Source organism: Novosphingobium sp. TH158 (assembly GCF_002855555.1).
GTDB lineage: Bacteria > Pseudomonadota > Alphaproteobacteria > Sphingomonadales > Sphingomonadaceae > Novosphingobium.
Genome location: NZ_PKRT01000001.1, coordinates 1,509,763 through 1,528,591, shown reverse-complemented (window position 1 = coordinate 1,528,591; position 18,829 = coordinate 1,509,763). Strand labels below are relative to the sequence as shown.

Genomic DNA, 18,829 nt, shown 5'->3' with positions numbered 1-18,829 from the left:
TGCGAAAGCGCAGGTGCTGTTAGACGCGCGGCCATGCTTAACCTTACCGGCATCACGGTTCGCCTTGGCGGGCGGACGATCATCGACGACGCAACCGCCAAGCTGCCCCCGCGCGGGCGGATCGGGTTAATCGGTCGCAACGGCGCGGGCAAGTCCACGCTGGTGCGGGTGATCGCCGGGATGCTTGAGGCAGACGCGGGCAGCGTCACCATGCCGCGCGGCAGCCGGCTGGGCTACATCGCGCAGGAGGCTCCCGGGGGGGATGCCACGCCGTTCGAGACCGTTCTGGCGGCCGATACCGAGCGCGCTGCGCTGGTGGCAGAGAGTGAAACCTGCACCGATGCGCAGCGCCTTGCCGAGGTGCATGAGCGCCTTATCGCCATCGAGGCGCATTCCGCGCCATCGCGTGCGGCGCGCATTCTGGTGGGCCTTGGGTTCGACGAGGAGGCGCAGCACCGTCCGCTCGAAAGCTTTTCGGGCGGCTGGCGGATGCGCGTGGCGCTGGCCGCGCTTCTGTTCTCCCAGCCGGACCTGCTGCTGCTCGACGAACCGAGCAACCACCTCGATCTGGAAGCGGTGATGTGGCTGGAGGATTTCCTGCGCTCATACCCGGCAACGATCCTGCTGGTCAGCCACGAGCGCGATTTCCTCAACAATGTTGTCGATCACATCCTGCACCTGTCAGGCGGCAAGCTGACGCTCTATCCCGGTGGCTACGATGCCTTCGAACGCCAGCGCGCAGAGCGGCAGGCGCAGCTTGCCTCGGCCAAGGCCAGGCAGGACGCGATGCGGGAGCGGCTGCGCGATTACGTCGCGCGCAATTCGGCGCGTGCCTCCACTGCCAAGCAGGCGCAATCGCGCGCCAAGGCGCTGGCCAAGTTGCAGCCGATTGCCGAGCTGATTGACGATCCCTCGCTCAGCTTCGATTTCCCGCCGCCCGATGAATTGCGCCCGCCGCTGATCACGCTTGACCTCGCCTCGGTCGGTTATGGGGATATGCCGGTGCTGCAACGGCTCAACCTGCGGATCGATCCGGATGACCGGATCGCCCTGCTGGGCCGCAACGGCAACGGCAAGACCACGCTGGCGCGCCTGCTGGCCGCGCAGCTTGCGCCGATGGACGGGGGCATGACCGCCAGTGGCCGGATGCGCGTGGGCTATTTCACCCAGTACCAGGTCGAGGAACTGGATCGCAGCGAAACGCCGCTGCAGCACATGACCGTGGCCATGCCCAGCGCCAGTCCCGCTGCGGTGCGGGCGCAGCTTGGCCGGTTCGGCTTCGCCGGCCCCAAGGCGACGACGGAGGTCGGCAAGCTTTCCGGGGGCGAGCGCGCGCGGCTGGCGCTGGCGCTGATCACCCGCGATGCGCCGCACCTGCTGATCCTGGACGAGCCGACCAACCACCTGGATGTCGATGCGCGCGAGGCGCTGGTCCAGGCGCTCAACGATTATACCGGCGCGGTAATCATCGTCAGCCACGACCGGCACATGCTGGAAATGACCGCCGACCGGCTGGTGCTGGTCGATAGCGGGACGGCGAAGGAATTCGACGGCTCGATCGATGATTACATCGCCTTCGTCCTCGCCCGCGATCCGGTGGCGGAAAAGGGCGAGGGCACTCGCGGGGTCAACAAGAAGGACCAGCGCAAGGCCAATGCCGAGGCGCGGGAAAAGAGCCAGGCGCTGCGCAAGCAGGCCCGCGCCGCCGAAGCGGAGCTCGAACGACTGACTGCCGATCGCAGCGCGATTGACCGGGCGATGTTCGATCCTTCGGCCGCCGCCCCGGCGCTGGCCAAGCTGACGATGACCGAGCTGATGAAGCGCCGCGCCGCCCTGGAAGCGCAGATCGAGCAGGCGGAGGCTGCCTGGCTTGAGGCCAGCGAAGCGCTTGAAGCCGTCGCAGCGTGACGGGAGAACAGGCATGAGCGTGGCATTCCGGCGCGATGGTGACGAGGAACACCTTGAGCCCAAGTTCGAAATCCCCATACCGCCCGGGCCGAACCTGGTTACCGCGCGCGGGCTTGCTCAGATCAACGAGCGGGTGGCGGAGCTGGAGGCACGGGTTGCCGAGCTGGTCGCCGCCGGGGCCGAACAGTCGCAGGTCGATGTGGCCAAGCGGGATCTTCGCTACTGGCAAACGCGGCAGATTACCGCCGAGCCGGTGCCCGTGCCCAGAGGCGATACGGTGGAGATCGGCACCCGCGTAACCTTCTGCCTTAACGGCCGCGACCGCAGCCTGAGCATCACCGGCGACGACGAGGCTGACCCTGCTGCGGGCCGTATTGCCTTCTCCGCGCCGATCGCCCGGGCCATGCTGGGAGCGGAGGAAGGGGAGCTGCGTCCCTTCGGCGGAAACGACGAGGCAATCGAGATTCTGGAAATTGCCGTTGTTCCGGCGGACGGAAGCGCCTAACGCGGCCGCATCACGCGGGCCAGATGCCCGATTCCGGCCGGATTGGCCGCGCAAGACGAGTTCCCTGTTACCATGACTTTCCAGACCCCTTTCGCGCTGCTTGGTGCTGCGTTGGCTGCGCGCGGCTATGCGGCCCCCACTTCCGTTCAGGCTGCCGTCCTCGAAGAGGAAGCCCTGGGCCGTGATCTGGTCGTTTCGGCCCAGACCGGTTCGGGCAAGACTGTTGCCTTCGGGCTCGCCATGGCGCCCGAACTGCTCGAAGCCGATGGCCGCGCCTTGTCCTCCAGTGCGCCGCTGGCGCTGGTGATCGCGCCAACGCGCGAACTGGCGCTGCAGGTCAGCCGCGAACTCGCCTGGCTTTACGAGGGCACCGGTGCCCGGGTTGCCACCTGCGTGGGCGGCATGGACCCTTCGCGCGAACGGCGCGCACTGGCGCATGGCGCGCACATCGTGGTCGGCACGCCGGGGCGCCTGCGCGATCACCTCGAACGCGGTGCGCTTGACCTTGGCAGCCTTGCTGTCGCCGTGCTCGACGAGGCGGACGAGATGCTCGACATGGGCTTCCGCGAAGACCTTGAGGAACTGCTCGACGCGACGCCCGAAGGTCGCCGGACGCTGCTGTTCTCGGCCACCATGCCCAAGCCCATCGTCGCGCTTGCCCGCCGTTACCAGCGCGATGCGCTGCGGATATCGACAGTCGATGCCGATCGCGGGCATGGCGATATTGCCTATCAGGCCATGGCGATCGCGCCGGCGGATATCGAGAATGCGGTGGTCAACGTGCTGCGCTTTCACGAAGCGGAAACTGCGATCCTGTTCTGCGCCACGCGCGACAATGTCCGGCACCTTCACGCCAGCCTGACCGAGCGCGGCTTTGCCGTGGTGGCGCTTTCCGGGGAGCACAGCCAGAACGAGCGCAACCACGCGCTTCAGGCCCTGCGCGACCGGCGCGCACGCGTTTGCGTGGCAACCGACGTCGCCGCGCGCGGCATCGACCTGCCCGGCCTTTCGCTGGTGATCCACGTGGAAGTGCCGCGCGATGCCGAAACGCTTCAGCACCGCTCGGGCCGCACCGGCCGCGCGGGCAAGAAGGGCACCGCGATCCTGCTCGTGCCCTATCCGCGCCGCCGCCGGGTGGAGATGATGCTGCGCAACGCGCGGGTCCCGGCCGAATGGCGATCGCCCCCCTCTGCCGAGGAAATTCGTGCGGCAGACGCCGATCGCCTGCTTTCTGCCCTGCTGGCGCCGGTCGAGCCCGGTGAGGGCGATCGGGAGATCGCATCGCGCCTGATGGCAGAGCGCAGTGCAGAGGAAATTGCCCTGGCGCTGGTCCAGGCCCATCGCTCGCGCCTGCCGCAGCCGGAGGAATTGCTGGCCAGCGATGCCCCGCCGCCGCAGGGGCCGCGCCCCGGTTTCGAAGGCAGCGCCTGGTTCCGGCTCAACGTGGGACGACGGCAGAATGCCGATCCGCGCTGGATCCTGCCGCTGCTGTGCCGCCGCGGCCATATCACCCGCCGCGAGATCGGTGCGATCCGGATCACCGCCAATGAAAGCCTGTTCGAAGTGGCAGGCCCCGCTGCCGCCCGCTTCCTTGATGCCGTGCGCCGCACCGCCGAAGAGGACGACGGCGTGGAGATCGTCGCAGTCGAAGGCAGCCCGCGCATGGAAGCCAAGCGGCAGGGCGGTCATCGTGGTGCGCCTCGCGGCAACGATCGGAATGCGCAACCACGCGACAGGAAGTTCGGCCGACCCAAAGGGCCGAGGCGCGAGCGCTGAGCGCTCCTGGACCGAGGGCGTGTAACTCTCCCCGTTCGTCCATCTTGCGCTATACAATGACGCACAAAATTCTGGACAGTGTTTCGCGCCAGCGATAGCCTGCGTATTCCTCCCAAGGGCGGTGTCGGACATACCGGCACCGCCCGTTGGCCAAATGGCGTCAGTTTGGCCCAAGCCGCAATCGGGGCGAGACCCCGATCTGCCGCGGCCTGCTTTCCTCCTTCCCCTCTATCCCGATTGTGGCCGTGTACCCCTGGCTGCTGCCTGTGCTTCACTGTGTGGCATAATTTGCTGGACAGCCTATGCGACAGTAAATAGCATAAATTCTGGCCGGTCAGAAGATCCCGGCGGAGAGACAGAGGAGGGGTGTATGCGTATCCTGCGTTCGATTGCCTTGGCGAGCATCAGCCTGGTTGCCCTTGCGGGCTCTGCACAGGCACAATCATCCGGAGCCGCCGACAACGACGAAAACGCCAGCGTCGATGATACCATCATCGTCCAGGCCCGCCGCCGCGACGAAAGCGTGCAGGACGTGCCGCAGGTGATCAACGCGGTAACCGCAGAGCAGATCGACAAGCTGAACATCCGCGACGTGCGCGAAATCACCACGGTGGTGCCGGGCCTGTCGCTCGTCTCCAACTCCAACGGCATCGGCTCGTCCTCGTCGATGCGCGGCGTCAACCACGACGTGAACGTTTCGGGCAACAACGGCACGATCCAGTATTACATCAATGACGTTCCGGTCAGTTCGAACCTGGCGCTCCAAGCCATGTTCGATATCGGGCAGATCACGGTGGAACGCGGCCCACAAGGCACGTTGCGCGGCCGTTCCACGCCGTCGGGCGCAATCAACATAAACTGGCGCAAGCCCGACCTCAGCGAAGTCGGCGGCACCGCCTCGCTCACCTTCGGCGAGGGGGAAACCCGCAACGTGCAGTTCGGGGTCGGCGCGCCGATCATCAAGGACGTTCTGGCGATCCGCGTCGCAGGCCTGCGCGATGTCAGCCAGGGCAACCGCATCCGCAGCATCAACCACAACGAGGAGCCGCGGGTAAAGACTGACGCCATCCGCGCTTCGCTCGCCTTCGAACCGGTCGATTTCTTCAAGGCCGGCTTCGTCTATGAAGGCATGCGCTTCAACGCGACGCAGTTCGATCAGGTCGAATCCATGAAGGCGGCTGTACCGGGCTTCACGGTTCCTGCAGTCGACCGGGCGATTACCGCCTCGATTGCGCCCTTTACCGCGCCGTTCCCCTCAACTTCGCTGGCGGGCAACTATGGCACGATCACCCTGGCCGATCGCAAGGCGGTGATGTTCTCGCCGCGCATCGTTTCCACCACGTTCCGCTTCTTCCAGTGGAATGCAGAGGCAAGCTTTGCCGGCCAGCGCCTGATCTATGTCGGTGCGGATACCCGCACGAAGTTCCACCCGATCACCAATTCCGATATCGGCGCCGTCTGGCCCAACCTGACCCTGCGCCAGGATACCCAGACCAAGAGCAACGACGTCAGCCACGAAGTCCGCCTGCAGAATGACGAGCGGATCGCCGGCATGTTCGATTACGTGATCGGCTATTTCAACCAGAAGGGCGGATCGGAAACCGTCCTCTCCAGCCCCTCGGTGCTGGAAATCTACTCGCCGATCTTCGCTGGCGGCGGGGATATGCGGCTATACAACGTGGCGACGCTGGCCAACAACACGCCGATCTACCTCGCACCGGGCACCACCCGCGAAGAATCGTTCTTCGGTAACCTGACCGCCTATCTTGGCCAGGGCACGGAAATCTCGGGCGGTCTGCGTCACATCAAGTTCAAGAACGACGCGAAGGGCCTGTTCATCAGCTGCACCCCTGCGGCCTATGCCGCCGGTTCGTGCACGGTCACGCCCAATACCAACAACAACTATGACCTGTCGCACACGATCTACAGCGCATCGATCCGCCATCGCTTCAGCGACGACCTGATGGTCTATGCATCGACCGGCAGCTCGGCCCGTCCGCCGGTACGCGCCATCGGCAACTTCTCGATCCGGTATTCGCCGCTCGAACTGGTGCACACCACTTTCGGTTCGGAAACCTCGAAGTCCTATGAAGCGGGCTTCAAGTCCAGCTGGCTGGACCGCAAGGTGCGCCTGAACGCGACCTACTACCACCAGACGTTCCAGAACTATCCGTTCCGCGCGGCGGGCGCGGGCATCTATTACATCAACGTCAACAGCAGCAACCAGGACACCCGCAGCCGCTTCAACTTCATCAGCGCCGTGCCGGTGAAGGTGGATGGCGTGGAAGCCGATCTTGCCTACAACCCGTCCGACAACTTCAGCCTGAGCACGACGCTCAACTGGTCGAAGAGCGCGATCTCGAAGAACGCCAAGGTGGCCTGTACCGACGTCAACAAGGACGGCATCCAGGATACCGCCATCCCGACACTGGCTCAGCTCCAGGCGGCTTACGGAACCGAACATCTCGCCCAGTGCGCGGCCAGCGGTTCGGCCACCTTCCTGCCCGAATGGAGCGGCACCGTTCAGGCCGAATACAACGCTGACCTGACCGACAGCATGAAGGGCTATGTCCGTGGCCTGCTGGCGTGGAAAGGCAGCACCAAGAACGATCCGGCCAACGCGATCGACGACGTCGGTTCCTATGGCATCGTCAACCTCTATGCCGGCCTGCGCGCTGCCGATGGTTCGTGGGAACTGGGCGCCTATGTCAAGAACGTGGGCAACGTTACCCGGCTCGTCTCTGGCGACGGCGCGGCGCTCGACAATTCGACCACCATGCTGTTCAGCGCGGGTGGTACGCCATCGCCGATCGGCTCGCAGACCTATACCAGCAACTATCGCGGGGTTGCGGTTACCGCCCCGCGCGAATTCGGTGTGACCATGCGCTATTCGTTCGGTTCGCGCTGAGCGAGGCGGAATGCAGAAGGGGCGGTGCTGGCAAGTCCTGCGCCGCCCTTTTTTGTTGTCAGACTTGCATGCGCCTGCTTGACCGGATGCGGAATCCCTGACGAGGCCGCCAGACCGACGATGACCACCAGCCGAGCCAGCCAGCGCATGTCGCGTCCCGACGATGCCCGCGCCTTGCGCTCGCGCGAGGCCTTGCGTGCAGCTCTGCTGGCCCTGCTGGAAGAGCGTCCGTTCCACGAAATCACCATCCGCGACATCACTGGCCGCGCCGGGGTCAGTTATCCGGTGTTCTTCCGACGCTATGGCAGCAAGGAAGACCTGCTTGAGGATATCGCCGCAGACCAGGTCCGGCGGCTGCTGGAAACGACCTATCCGGCCATGGTTCCCGGCCAGCCGGAAGCCAGCCTCGCGCAGCTTTGCGGCTATGTCGAGCAGCACCGTGCCCTGTGGAAGTCCTTGCTGACCACCGCGGCGGCTGGCGCCATGCGTGCCGAATTCGCGCGGATTTCACAGGAAACCGGCGATACCGGACCACGCATGAACTCTTGGCTGCCGGTGTCGCTCGCCTCGCGCTTCGTGGCCAGCGGCCTATTCGAAATTTTAGCCTGGTGGCTGGCGCAGGACGAGGACTATCCCGTTGCCAACGTCATCACCCTGCTGCGCGAACTGATTGTCCAGCCGATGCTCGTCCCCCGGCACGTGGCGATGGACTGATCTCCTCAGGCTACGCCGCGAACATAGGCATCGACCGTGCCGGAGCAGGCGATCTTGTCATCGCCCTCAAGGTCGGCGAAGCGCGCGATGGTGTCGCGGATCGAGGGTGATGGCGAGCCGCAGGTGCAGGGACGGAAATCCACCTCGATGCGGTCGCCCGAGATGATGCCGCCCCAGCGCCCTTCCAGCGAAAGGTCGAAAAAGGCCGCACGCGCGGTGATTTCTTCGTCGCCGATGGGCAGGAGGGAGGAACCCTCCTTGTCGAGCGGCAGGCAGACCATCCAGGCCGGAATGTGATAGCGCCCGTGCGAGCAGCGGGCCATCGAGGTTTGCGTCTCCTGCATGCCGTACATCTGGTAAATGTATTCGGGCGAGAGATTGAACGTCTCGTAGATGTATTCCTTGTAGTTTTCGGGCAGCCGCGCGCCCTTCAGGCCGCCGCCCAGGAACACGCCGTTTTCCGGATGGAAGTCCTTGGCGGAAAGGCCGCGTGCGCGGACCTTTTCGGCAAGCTGGAACAGGGGCGCCCACATGGCCATGATCATCAGCCGTTCGCTGCGGCTGGCGATGATGTGCTCTACAGCCGCATCCAGCGCGCCGTCGAGCCCGGCCTGTCGCGTGGCGCTTTCGCGCTCGAAGGCGGCGATTTCCTCGGGCGCGGCGGTGCCGTCGGCGATTGCCTTGCGCAATTCGATCATCCTGGTGATCGAACCGATGGTGATGACAGGTGCATCGCTAGGCGCCGGTATCCTGGTGAAATCGACGAAGGCCTGGATCATCGCGCCGCCGTTGGCGGCATTGCGGGAAGTCTGCGCGGTGGCGGCAAAACCGGCCACGATGCGCTTGTCACCGGCGCGGATGGCGCTGCCCCATTGCACCGCCTCCACCCCTTCGCGGGCGGCAAATTCCAGATCCGCCTTGCTGGCGGGCAGCATGGCCGGTTTGCCGGTAGTGCCGCTGGTGCAGGAAACGAAATGTCCCGCAGCCTCGCATGCGGCGATCCAGCCATCGACATCCTCCACGCCCGACACGTCGATGTTGTCGACCGGCTGGCTGCTCACCGTTCCCAGCCAGCGCGTCAGCCGGTCCCAGCGTTTGCTGGTCAGGAAGCTTTCCGGATAGCTCTTGTAGGCCGTGTGCGGCAGCAGCAGCGGCACCACGTCTTCCAGGGTGCGGATCCCGGTGATGCCCGCCTCTTCTGCGCGGTGCCGCACCAGCTTGATCCGTTCCACCGCCTGGCGGAAGCGTTCACCCAGCGCCGCCAGCTGTGCCTCGCGGACCTCGGCATAGGGCAGGTCGAAGCCTGTCCGCGCGGGCATGTGGGAAAGCAGCTGTTCGACGGTGCCGGTCATGGTCATCCTTTCCCTTTGCGGAGTCGGATCAGGCCGCTCCGCATTTGTGTAATACCGTGTAATTTATCCATGCCTGACGCGCAAGGGTGCCGGAACTTTGCCGAGCGTCCGAAAAGCCAAGCTGATCCGGTGCGGTCGATTAGTGTGGAGACAGGCGACACCTGCTTTAAGCTCCCGGTTGCCCTTACAGACCTGGCGCGGCATGGAATGCCGGACAGGGCGTGGACTGCGCAACGAGCCACGCCGGCGCCGCAAACCAGTCGCGATCCATACCGGGAGTACATCCGTTGAGCCTGCTGTTCCCCGCCCCCGAACCGGTACTCGCCCCGACCAGCGACGGGCATCTGTTCCCGGTGCGCCGGCTGTTCTGCATCGGCCGCAACTATGCCGCCCACGCGCGCGAAATGGGCATGGATCCCGACCGCGAGGCACCGTTCTACTTCACCAAGTGGGCTGAGGCCGTGGTGCCAAGCGGCACGACGATCTGCTATCCTCCGCTCACCTCGAACCTGCATTACGAGGCGGAACTGGTCGTGGCGATCGGCCGGGGCGGGCGCAATATCGACCCGGCACAGGCGCTTTCGCATGTTTACGGCTATGCCACCGGGCTCGACATGACCCGCCGCGACCTCCAGTTCGAGGCGCGCGACAAGGGGCGGCCGTGGGATACCGGCAAGAATTTCGAGCAGGCCGCGCCGCTGGGGCTGATCCACCCCGCCAGCGAGACGGGGCACCCGACGGCCGGATCGATCCGGCTTACGGTCAACGGCGAGGTTCGGCAGGATGGCGACCTTGCCGAGATGATCTGGCCGGTTGCCGATATCATCGCTTATGTTTCGCAGGCCTATCGGCTTGAGCCGGGCGACCTGATCTACACCGGCACGCCTGCGGGGGTCGGCCCGGTGACGCCGGAAGACGAGATTGTTGTCTCGATTGCCGGGCTCTCGGATACGCGGATAACGATCGGTCCGCGCGCAGAAAGCTGAATCCGCCTGTCGTTCGCGAAGCTAGCTCGCAGCCAGTGGCTGAATGCGCAGTCGCATGCCAGCCTTCAGCGTTTCCCCCGGTTGGAGCACGCGCATTCGGTCAAGCCCTCGGGCATTAATCGCATCGGTGCGGTGGCTCACCGGCTCGACGCAGAAGAACGTCTCGCCCTCCGGCACATAGACGGTGGTGCAGGATAGCAGGGGATCGGGATCGATCGTCACGGCCATCCCGCGCGAGGGCCAGCTGATCCGCAGCATCCCTTCGCGCATGGTATAGACCATATCGACGGTGCGCCCGCCAACGGGCTGGCCATGCCACCAGTCTACGGCGCGGTCCTTCAGCAGCAGGCTTCGGGGCAGGCCATCATTGCCGGTCTGCCATTCGCCGCGGTGCAGGCCGTGGTAGACCGTGTCCGCATCGCGCGGGAAATAGGGGTGAAAGCCCAGGCCTGCCGGCATGGGATCGTTGCCCAGTGCGGTGACGGCCAGTTCAACCTCAAGGCCCTGCGGCAGCAGGGTGAAGACCTGCTCGGCATGGTATGGCCCGGGCCACTCCCCGCCGTCATATTCATGCGCCAGTACCGCGCGGTCTGGCGCCGATTGGGCGACGGTCCAGTTCGCCAGCCAGCCGAACCCGTGCATCGGGTGGGGCTGGTTTCCCGTGCCGGGAAAATTCGGCGCGATCGTGATTTCCTTGCCTTCGAAGGTGAAGCGCCCTTGTGCGATGCGGTTGGAGAACGGCACCAGCGGAAAGCAGGCCGCATCCAGCACGCCCGGCCCGCAGGCCTGCCGCATGACGGCATTGCCGTTCCATTCGAACGCGACAATCGAGCCTCCCCGATCGGGATCGAGGACCAGCCTGCAGGCCGCGTTGCCAAGCTCGATCAGGCCGGTCACTAGGGTCTGCATTGCGCGTCGGGCATCACCGAAGTCTACTACAAGTGCCTCACTGGCCCCAGTACAAATCGGCGCTTGACCCATGCCGCGGTGATATGGTGCGTTCAGAGCCGCAACGAAGAGACGCCGGATTGCGGAACAGCCGGACCAGGATGGAATGGGGGAGAAAGCAGTGACAGCATTAAGGCACCTTCTCTCGCCCGGGCGGATCGGCAGCCTGGAGATCCGCAACCGGCTGATGCAGAGTGCGATGGGCACCAACCTGGCCGAACCGGGCGGCTTCTTCGGTGATGAACTGGTCGCCTATTACGAAGCGCGCGCCCGCGGCGGCGTCGGCCTGATCATTACCGAGGCTGTGGCCGTGGGCTGGCCGCAGGGCGCCGCGCTTTTCAACCAGATCGGCATTTCGGACGACAAGTATATTCCGGGCCTGGCAAGGCTGGCCGGAGCGGTAAAGCAGCATGGGGCGCGGATCGCGCTGCAACTGCACTTCGCTGGAATTAACGCTGCGCGCGACATGATCGACGGGCGCGATGTCTGGGTTCCCTCCATGCCGCTGCCGCCCAAGGGCAGGGGCTTTCAGGGCGCACTCTATCCTGACGAGCGTGCGCTGACCCAGGCGGCTAGGATCACCTCGCCACCCAGGTTCAGGGAAATCGGACCGGAAGAAATTGCCCAGCTGGTCGAATGGTTCGCCGCCGGTGCCCTGCGCGCAAAGCAGGCGGGTTTCGACGCGGTCGAGATACACGGCGGCCACGGCTATATCATTGCCGGCTTCCTCTCGCGCGGGAGCAACCGGCGGACCGATGACTACGGCGGCTCGCTGGAGAACCGCGCCCGCCTGCTGCGCGAGGTGACCGAGGCAGTGCGAGCCCGCGTCGGGCCGGACTATCCCGTGTGGTGCAAGCTCGATTCGGTGGAGTTCTTCACGGACAACGGCCTTACCAGCGAAGAAGCCTGCTATTTCGCGCAGGTGGCCGAAGCCGCCGGTGCCGATGCCATCACGGCTTCGGCCAACCACGACATCAGCGTCGCCCGCGGGCTCACCAGTTCCTACCTGCCGCACGAGCCGGCCAAGCTGATCCCCTATGCTGCGGCGATCAAGGCCGCCGTGAAAATCCCGGTGATCGCCGTTGGCCGCATCGACCCGGAAAGGGCGGACCAAGCGATCGGGGAGGGCAAGTTCGATTTCATGGCCATGGGCCGCAAGCAGCTTGCCGATCCCGACTTTGCGAAGAATCTGGCGGCGGGCGGGAAGGCGGCGGTCCGCCCCTGCATCGTCTGCTACACCTGCTTCAGCAAGGCGATGATGGCCTCGCCGCTGCGCTGCGCGGTCAATGCCGACCTTGGTTATGAGCGCGCGAACCTGCTCGCCCCTGCAACCGAGCCGAAGCGGGTTGTCGTGGTCGGCGGCGGCCCCGGCGGCATGGAAGCGGCGCGGCGGCTCACCTTGCGCGGGCACAAGGTGGTGCTACTCGAAGCGGGCAGCGAGCTGGGCGGAACCGCGCGGATTGCCGCGATTGCCTATGAACCGAACGGCGAATTTGTCGCATGGTTGAAGCGGGAACTGCGCCGGCAGGGTGTGGACGTGCGGCTCAACAACCGCGCCGATGTCGAAACAATCCGCCGTCTCTCCCCCGATGCCGTCGTCGTGGCGACCGGCGCCATCCGCCGCGCGCCCGATATTGCGGGGAAGGAACTGCCGCACGTCCATGACGGGCAATCGCTGCGGGCGATGCTGCTGGGCGAGGAGGCCGCGGGCGCTGCCGGCAAGGCGGGCCTCGCTTCGCGGCTGGCCCTGGGCGCGGCGCGCACGCTTGGCATTACCAGCAGCCCGGATGCTGTCCGCAAGGCCAGTCGCCTGTGGATGCCGATCGGCAAGCAGGTGGTTATCATCGGTGGCGAACTGGTCGGCATCGAACTGGCGGAATTCCTCCACGATCGCGGCCGTGCGGTGACCGTCGTCGATGACCTTGAGCAGCTTGGTCGAGGCCTTTCGCCCGCTCGCCGCGCGGTGCTTCTGGACGAGATGCCACTGCACGGCATCGCTTTCCACGCCGGTGCGAGCAATATCCGGATCGAAGGCAAGACCGTGGCCTTAACCGACAATGGCGGCACGGCGCAGACGCTGCCTGCCGATACGGTGATCATCGCCAAAGGTGCAGAGCCCGATACCGCACTGCATGACGAACTCGCCAAAGCAGGCTTTGCCACGCATATGGTGGGAGACTGCCGGGGCGTGGGATACATCATTGGCGCGGTGCGCTCGGCAGCGGATGTCGCGGCAATCATCTGACGAACGGGAGAGAGGCTGAATGAGCCAGCACGTAGCGATCGTTACCGGCGCGGCCGGCGGGATGGGCTCGGCAGTGGTCCGCCTGCTGGCCGAGGGCGGGCATGGCCAGTTCATCCTTTGCGACCTGGACGAAGCTGCGCTGAATGAGGCTGCCGATGCCCTGCGCGCGGATGGAGCCACGGTGGCTATCGTAGCGGGCGACGTTTCCGCTGCCGATTTTCCGGCCCGCGTGATCGCGGCACTGGCCGGGCGGCAGGTGGGCACCCTGATCCACGCGGCGGGCATATCTCCGCGCGCCGGATCGGCGGAGCGGATCATGCAGATAAACCTTGATGCCGCGGCCCGGCTTGTCCCCGCCCTGCTGCCGCACATGGCAGAGGGATCGGCGGCCGTGCTTGTCGCCTCCAACTCCGGCCATATGCCGATGGGGCCCGAAGCCGATGCCGCCTTCAGCCAGCCGCTGCCGCCCGAAGGCACGGCGGCGCTGATGCACCTCGTCGCCAGTCCGCTGTCGGCCTATCCGCTGTCCAAGCGCGGAGTGATCGCGCTGGTCCGGCAATATGCCATGGCTTTCGGCGAACGCGGATCGCGCATCGTTTCGGTCTCGCCGGGGGCAACCGATACCAACATGGTCCGCAACGAGGTCAACGAAGGCGGCGGCGCCATGCGCATCGTCCAAACCGCGGCGATCAAGCGTCTTGCCCGGCCGGAAGAGCTGGCGGCGGTGATGGTTTTCCTTGCTTCGCCGGCAGCAAGCTTCGTAACCGCGACGGACGTGCTCGTGGATGGTGGCGAGTTGCTGGGAATGGGGCTGTGATCGGCCCTGCGTGGAAAGCGTAGAGAGGATAGTGCGGAATGGATATGGGACTGAGCGGCAAGGTCGCCATCGTGACCGGGGCAACGGCGAACATTGGCCGGGCCATTGCTCTGGGCCTTGCGCGCGAGGGCTGCAACCTGGTGATCACCGGCCGTGACGGAGAAGCGGGCGCCAGGGTTGCCGAACTGGCGCTGGCTGCCGGGGCGGCGCGCGCGGTCTTCGTCAAGGCAGACATGCTTGACCCGGTCACGCCCGGCATGCTGCTGGCCGCAGCCGAAGCCATCGGTCCGGTCGACGTGCTGGTGAACAACGTCGGCGGCAATGTCGGTGCCGGCTTTTTCGTCGATTCCGATCCGGAAAGCTGGGCGGGGGACTATGACCTCAACCTTGGCACCATGCTCCGCCTGACGCGCGCGGTCCTGCCCGGAATGGTTGAGCGCGGCTGCGGTTCGATCGTCAACATCGGATCGACCGCCGGCATTGTCGGCGATTACATGCTGCCCGTCTATTCCGCGATGAAGGGTGCGGTGCACAGCTTTTCCATCGTGCTTGCCAAGGAAGTGGGCCAGCATGGGGTGCGGGTGAACTGCGTGGCACCCTATGGCACAGTGTCCGACGACCCGGGCGCTTTCAGCACGGGCAGCCGGTTCCAGAAGGACGGTTTCTTCGCCAAGGCCTTTGCCGACACCAAGCCCGAGGACCGGGCAAAGCGCGGCAAGCAGACGGTGCTCGGCAAGGTGGTTGCGAAGCCCGAGGAAGTGGCGAGCATGGTGGTCTACCTGGCATCCGAGCAGGCCAGCTTCGTTACGGGCCAGGTCATCCAGGTGGATGGCGGCGCCCTTCTCTGACCGGAGTGCAGGTGGGATGGAGCTGAAGGGAAAAACCGCATTTATTACCGGCGGCGCCAGCGGCATCGGCCTTGCCGTGGCCCATGCCCTTGCCGGTGCGGGGTTGCGGGTGGCGATTGCCGATATCGACGGCGCCCGGCTCGATCAGGTTGCGGGAGAATTTCCCGGAGAGGTCGAGCCGGTGGTGCTCGACGTGCGGGACCGCGCGATGTGGCAGGCCGCGCGTGAGCGGGTGGAAGGTCGGTTCGGTCCGGTCAGCGTGCTGATGAACAACGCCGGGATCATCAATGACAGCGGCGATGCGATCGAAAAGCGCGGCCTGGTGGATCAGTCGCCCGAAAGCTGGGACATGATGATCGGCATCAACCTGACCGGCGTCTATAACGGGATTCACACGTTCGGCCCGGCTATGCGCGACCGGGGCGAAGGCCATATCGTCAACACCTCGTCCACGCAGGGCGTCATCAGTGCGCGCGGCGTTGCGTCCTATTGCGCCGGAAAGTTCGGCGTGGTTGCGCTTTCGGAATGCCTGCGCGACGAGCTGGCCGGCAATGGCGTCGGCGTTTCGGTCCTCTGTCCGGGCGTTGTCGCCACCCGCCTGTCGGTATCCTCGCGCATGGTCGCAGGGCAGGAACCCCGCGCGCTGATCCATTACGGCATTGAGGCCGATACGGTCGCGGCCATGGTGCTCGAAGCGATCCGCGCCAACCGGCTCTACATCTTCACCCATGGCGAATATGCCAAGCCGGTTGCCGAACGCCATGCGCGGGTGATGGCCGGCTTCGATGGCGTGCCCGTTTCCAGCTTCTTCGATCCATCGCGGCCGCTGCCCGGCACGCCCGAATTCTTTGCCGCAAAGGCAGCACTGGAACAGGGCGGTTGAGGGCGGGGCTGACGGTCGCTGCCCCGGCTTACCAGGCTAGATTGCGAAACCTGCCGTGCTGATGCCCGCCATGGCGCAGACTTCATCGTTGTCCGAGGTGTCGCCAGTCACGCCTACGGCCCCAAGCACGGCATCCCCCTGGCGTATGATTACTCCCCCGGCGGCCGGCACAATCGCAGCATCGGCCAGCCCGGCAAGGCTGGCGATGAAGGTGGGGCGTTCGGCCGCCATTTCCCCGATCACGCGCGAGGAAACGCCAAGGCCGAGCGCGCTTGAAGCCTTGCCCATGGCGATCTGAGGACGCAGGTTCGATGCCCCGTCCTCGCGCTGCAGGGCGATGAGGTGGCCGCCCGCGTCAAGCACGGCCACGCACAGCGGCTTGAGCGACAGTTCGCGGCCCTTGGCGAGGGCGGCGCCAGCCATGCGGTTGGCCTGATCGAGGGTCAGCTTAGCCATGGGGAAGTCCTTCTGTAGAAGCAGGGATGGATGCGAGGGCGGGCGGCGTGGGGCCTCCGGTTGCCCAATCGAGAAGTTCGACCGTGTGGACCACCGGAACACCGGTGCGCCCGGCGATCTGCGTTGCACAGCCGATGTTGCCGGTGGCGATGACTTGCGGCTCCAGGCGCTCGAGATTGGCAGCCTTGCGATCCCCCAATTGCCCGGCAATGTCAGGCTGGAGGATGTTGTAAGTGCCGGCCGAACCGCAGCACAGGTGGGCTTCTGCCGGCTGGCTGACATCAAAACCGGCGGCTCGCATCAGGTCGATCGGCTGGCGCAGGATCTTCTGCCCGTGCTGCATCGAACAGGGCGCGAGGTATGCCACCTTGAGCTGCTGTGCGTTGATTTTTACGGGAAGCCCCCGCTCGGCAAGGAACTCGGTAACGTCCTTGGCCATGCCCGAAAGACGCGCGGCATCCTCGGCATAGTCGGGATCATGCCGCAGCATGTGGCCATAGTCCTTGATCGTCGTGCCGCAGCCCGATGCAGTGATGAGGATCGCGTCGAGGCCATTGGCCAATTCGGCGCGCCAGGCATCGATATTGCGCCGGGCCGATTCCAGGCCATCATCCTTGCGGCCAAGATGCCAGGTCAGCGCTCCGCAGCACCCTTCGCCCTTTGCGAAAGAGACGTCGAAGCCTGCACGGGCGAGCAGGCGCACGGTCGCATCGCGGATCTCGGGCCGCAGTACGTTCTCGGCGCAGCCTTGCAGCAGCACCACCCGTCCCCTCCGTGCATCGGCGCTGGCGCCAACAGGGCTACGCGGCTGGGGAATGCTGCGGGGTGCCAGCCTCAACATGGCGGCAAGCGGCTTTGCCGGGCCTATCCGGCCAAGCAGCGGCTCCAGCCACCGGGCCAGCCGCGCGGCACGCAGGGCAAGGCGCATCCGACCGGGATAGGGCAGCGTCCAGGCGAGCAGCGCGCGAATTGCGCGTTCGTGCAGCGGGCGCGAATAACGCTCCTCGATATAAGCCCGCGCATGGTCGACGAGGTGCATGTAGTTCACACCTGACGGGCAGGTGGTCATGCACGACAGGCACGAAAGGCAGCGGTCGATATGCCGGACAACTTCGGCGCCGGGCTCGCGTTCGTTCTCCAGCATCTCCTTGATCAGGTAGATGCGGCCGCGCGGTGAATCGAGCTCGTCGCCGAGCAGCACATAGGTCGGGCAGGTTGCCGTGCAGAAACCGCAGTGCACGCATTTGCGTATCACCGCTTCGGCAGCGCCGGTTTCGGGATCGAGCAGCTGATCGGGGGAAAATCGCGTCTGCATGGTTCAGCCCCAGCGCTCCGGATCGAGTATCCCGGCGGGATCGAAGGCGCGGCGCACCCGCTGGGAAAGGCCGGCAAGGGCCGGGGCCTCGGGGTGGCGGATCGGCGTGCTGCTGCGGACATGATCAGGCCCGCGCATCAGCATGGCATGGCCGCCTTCGGCTGCAACGAGAGCGCGGATGTCCGCTCCGGCAGGAGCACCGATCCATGCAAGGCCGCCCGCCCAGTCAAGCAGCCAGTCAGCTCCGGCGCGGTCGAGCGCCTCTGCCAGGGCCGCGCCACGGGACGGGGAAAGATGGGCCCGCCACAGCGTCTCGCTTTCGCGCAAGGGTGCTGCTTCGCGAATGTCCTGCCAGAGCGTGGCGGGCGCATCGTCGTGACAGGCGGTGGCGAGGCCCTCGGTGGCAACCATTGCCGCCAGTTGATCGCGGCGCAGCGCAACGGATTCGGCAAAGCCTTCCAGCCGCAGGCAAGTCTGCGATGGCCGCCCGCCTTGTGCCGGCAAATAGGCCGCTGCGACCGGCGAGACCTGCGATCCCACGGCTGCAGACATGGTCCGCACGGCCTGTTCCGGGCTCAGTCCCTCGATCACCACCGTCGCGGTCGACCGCGGGGCGGGCAAAACCTTGAGCGACAGCTCGGTCATGATCGCAAGCTGGCCCCAGGATCCCGCCATCAGCTTGGCAAGGTCATATCCGGTGACATTTTTCACCACCTTGCCCCCGGCCTTGAACGCCTCGCCCCGGCCGGAAACCGCATGGAAGCCCAGCAGGTGATCGCGCGCTCCGCCAGCGGTCAACCGGCGTGGTCCCGCTATTCCGGCCCCAACTGTGCCGCCAATCGTTGCCTTGCCGGTCGTGCCCGAGAACAGTGCACCGGCATCCCACGGCTCGAAGGCCAACATCTGGCCATTTGCAGCGAGCAGGGCCTCAACCTCTGCCAGCGGCGTGGCTGGCCGGACGGTGAGCACTAGTTCGCTCGGTTCGTAATCGACGATGCCGGCAAAGGCGCCCAGGTCAACCGGCTGTGCGCGCCGGGCGGGATTGCCGACATTGCGCTTGCTGCCACCGGCATGGCATTCCAGCGGCGTGCCCTGCGCCGCGGCCTGCATCACAAGGTCAACCAGTTCTGCCGCTGTGGCAGGGCGAAGGGCTGGGGATGGCGTCATG

15 protein-coding genes are annotated in these 18,829 nt (G+C 65.7%); 10 read left to right on the top strand and 5 right to left on the bottom strand.

All coding sequences use genetic code 11. From position 1 onward, the window contains the following. Window positions 1–33: 33 nt before the first annotated feature. The 5 genes from C0V78_RS07555 to C0V78_RS07535 all read left to right on the top strand — a co-directional run bounded on the left by C0V78_RS07555 (window position 34) and on the right by C0V78_RS07535 (window position 7,811). Window positions 34–1,908, top strand: a complete 1,875-nt coding sequence (locus C0V78_RS07555; protein WP_101797160.1) for an ABC-F family ATP-binding cassette domain-containing protein — start codon at window positions 34–36, stop codon at window positions 1,906–1,908. A gap of 13 nt (window positions 1,909–1,921) precedes the next feature. Next, window positions 1,922–2,413 (top strand): GreA/GreB family elongation factor, encoded by a 492-nt coding sequence (locus C0V78_RS07550; protein WP_101797159.1) that lies wholly within the window; start codon window positions 1,922–1,924, stop codon window positions 2,411–2,413. Between the two features lie 72 nt (window positions 2,414–2,485). Beyond that, window positions 2,486–4,189, top strand: a complete 1,704-nt coding sequence (locus tag C0V78_RS07545) for a DEAD/DEAH box helicase (protein ID WP_101797158.1) — start codon at window positions 2,486–2,488, stop codon at window positions 4,187–4,189. 370 nt (window positions 4,190–4,559) lie between these two features. Beyond that, complete coding sequence (locus C0V78_RS07540; protein ID WP_158241502.1) at window positions 4,560–7,097, top strand: TonB-dependent receptor; 2,538 nt, start codon at window positions 4,560–4,562, stop codon at window positions 7,095–7,097. Window positions 7,098–7,217: 120 nt separating this feature from the next. Beyond that, entirely contained in the window at window positions 7,218–7,811 is a 594-nt protein-coding gene (locus tag C0V78_RS07535) for a TetR/AcrR family transcriptional regulator (RefSeq protein ID WP_101797156.1), read from the top strand. A 5-nt stretch (window positions 7,812–7,816) separates the two neighbouring features. Here the strand turns inward: C0V78_RS07535 and C0V78_RS07530 are convergent, their stop codons facing one another. Then, entirely contained in the window at window positions 7,817–9,163 is a 1,347-nt protein-coding gene (locus tag C0V78_RS07530; protein ID WP_101798251.1) for a hypothetical protein, read from the bottom strand. A gap of 287 nt (window positions 9,164–9,450) precedes the next feature. On the opposite strand from C0V78_RS07530, the gene C0V78_RS07525 reads away from it, so the two are divergent. Further along, entirely contained in the window at window positions 9,451–10,149 is a 699-nt protein-coding gene (locus C0V78_RS07525) for a fumarylacetoacetate hydrolase family protein (RefSeq protein ID WP_101797155.1), read from the top strand. A gap of 21 nt (window positions 10,150–10,170) precedes the next feature. On the opposite strand, the gene C0V78_RS07520 is transcribed toward C0V78_RS07525, so the two are convergent. Further along, complete coding sequence (locus C0V78_RS07520; protein WP_158241501.1) at window positions 10,171–11,058, bottom strand: aldose 1-epimerase; 888 nt, start codon at window positions 11,056–11,058, stop codon at window positions 10,171–10,173. 160 nt (window positions 11,059–11,218) lie between these two features. Here C0V78_RS07520 and C0V78_RS07515 point away from each other — a divergent pair, with 160 nt between their 5' ends. Genes C0V78_RS07515 through C0V78_RS07500 form a run of 4 tightly spaced genes read left to right on the top strand, consistent with a single transcriptional unit; the run spans window position 11,219 to window position 15,890 of the window. Further along, window positions 11,219–13,342, top strand: coding sequence for an FAD-dependent oxidoreductase (locus tag C0V78_RS07515; protein WP_254049852.1), 2,124 nt, complete (start codon window positions 11,219–11,221; stop codon window positions 13,340–13,342). Between the two features lie 19 nt (window positions 13,343–13,361). Then, complete coding sequence (locus C0V78_RS07510) at window positions 13,362–14,159, top strand: SDR family NAD(P)-dependent oxidoreductase (protein WP_101797152.1); 798 nt, start codon at window positions 13,362–13,364, stop codon at window positions 14,157–14,159. Between the two features lie 38 nt (window positions 14,160–14,197). Further along, complete coding sequence (locus C0V78_RS07505; protein WP_101797151.1) at window positions 14,198–15,007, top strand: SDR family NAD(P)-dependent oxidoreductase; 810 nt, start codon at window positions 14,198–14,200, stop codon at window positions 15,005–15,007. Between the two features lie 16 nt (window positions 15,008–15,023). Next, window positions 15,024–15,890 carry an SDR family oxidoreductase gene (locus C0V78_RS07500; protein WP_101797150.1) on the top strand — a complete coding sequence of 289 codons (867 nt, stop codon included), beginning with the start codon at window positions 15,024–15,026 and terminating at the stop codon, window positions 15,888–15,890. 36 nt (window positions 15,891–15,926) lie between these two features. Here the strand turns inward: C0V78_RS07500 and C0V78_RS07495 are convergent, their stop codons facing one another. The 3 genes from C0V78_RS07495 to glcE are packed head-to-tail and all read right to left on the bottom strand — an operon-like array spanning window position 15,927 to window position 18,828. After that, the gene (locus C0V78_RS07495) at window positions 15,927–16,346 is read right to left on the bottom strand and encodes a heme-binding protein (protein WP_101797149.1); all 420 of its coding nucleotides are present in this window, start codon (window positions 16,344–16,346) and stop codon (window positions 15,927–15,929) included. Next, complete coding sequence (glcF, locus tag C0V78_RS07490) at window positions 16,339–17,661, bottom strand: glycolate oxidase subunit GlcF (RefSeq protein WP_101797148.1); 1,323 nt, start codon at window positions 17,659–17,661, stop codon at window positions 16,339–16,341. The genes C0V78_RS07495 and glcF overlap by 8 nt, the downstream gene beginning before the upstream one ends. A gap of 3 nt (window positions 17,662–17,664) precedes the next feature. Beyond that, window positions 17,665–18,828, bottom strand: coding sequence for a glycolate oxidase subunit GlcE (glcE, locus tag C0V78_RS07485; protein WP_101797147.1), 1,164 nt, complete (start codon window positions 18,826–18,828; stop codon window positions 17,665–17,667). Window position 18,829 lies beyond the last annotated feature (1 nt).

Excerpts from the sequence above, each read along its gene's own strand:
- C0V78_RS07555 (WP_101797160.1), top strand. The coding sequence starts at position 34 with ATGCTTAACCTTACCGGCATCACGGTTCGCCTTGGCGGGCGGACGATC.
- C0V78_RS07540 (WP_158241502.1), top strand. The coding sequence starts at position 4,560 with ATGCGTATCCTGCGTTCGATTGCCTTGGCGAGCATCAGCCTGGTTGCC.
- C0V78_RS07545 (WP_101797158.1), top strand. The coding sequence starts at position 2,486 with ATGACTTTCCAGACCCCTTTCGCGCTGCTTGGTGCTGCGTTGGCTGCG.
- glcE (WP_101797147.1), bottom strand. The coding sequence starts at position 18,828 with ATGACGCCATCCCCAGCCCTTCGCCCTGCCACAGCGGCAGAACTGGTT.
- C0V78_RS07510 (WP_101797152.1), top strand. The coding sequence starts at position 13,362 with ATGAGCCAGCACGTAGCGATCGTTACCGGCGCGGCCGGCGGGATGGGC.
- C0V78_RS07535 (WP_101797156.1), top strand. The coding sequence starts at position 7,218 with ATGACCACCAGCCGAGCCAGCCAGCGCATGTCGCGTCCCGACGATGCC.
- C0V78_RS07495 (WP_101797149.1), bottom strand. The coding sequence starts at position 16,346 with ATGGCTAAGCTGACCCTCGATCAGGCCAACCGCATGGCTGGCGCCGCC.
- C0V78_RS07500 (WP_101797150.1), top strand. The coding sequence starts at position 15,024 with ATGGAGCTGAAGGGAAAAACCGCATTTATTACCGGCGGCGCCAGCGGC.
- C0V78_RS07520 (WP_158241501.1), bottom strand. The coding sequence starts at position 11,058 with ATGCAGACCCTAGTGACCGGCCTGATCGAGCTTGGCAACGCGGCCTGC.
- glcF (WP_101797148.1), bottom strand. The coding sequence starts at position 17,661 with ATGCAGACGCGATTTTCCCCCGATCAGCTGCTCGATCCCGAAACCGGC.
- C0V78_RS07530 (WP_101798251.1), bottom strand. The coding sequence starts at position 9,163 with ATGACCGGCACCGTCGAACAGCTGCTTTCCCACATGCCCGCGCGGACA.
- C0V78_RS07505 (WP_101797151.1), top strand. The coding sequence starts at position 14,198 with ATGGATATGGGACTGAGCGGCAAGGTCGCCATCGTGACCGGGGCAACG.
- C0V78_RS07550 (WP_101797159.1), top strand. The coding sequence starts at position 1,922 with ATGAGCGTGGCATTCCGGCGCGATGGTGACGAGGAACACCTTGAGCCC.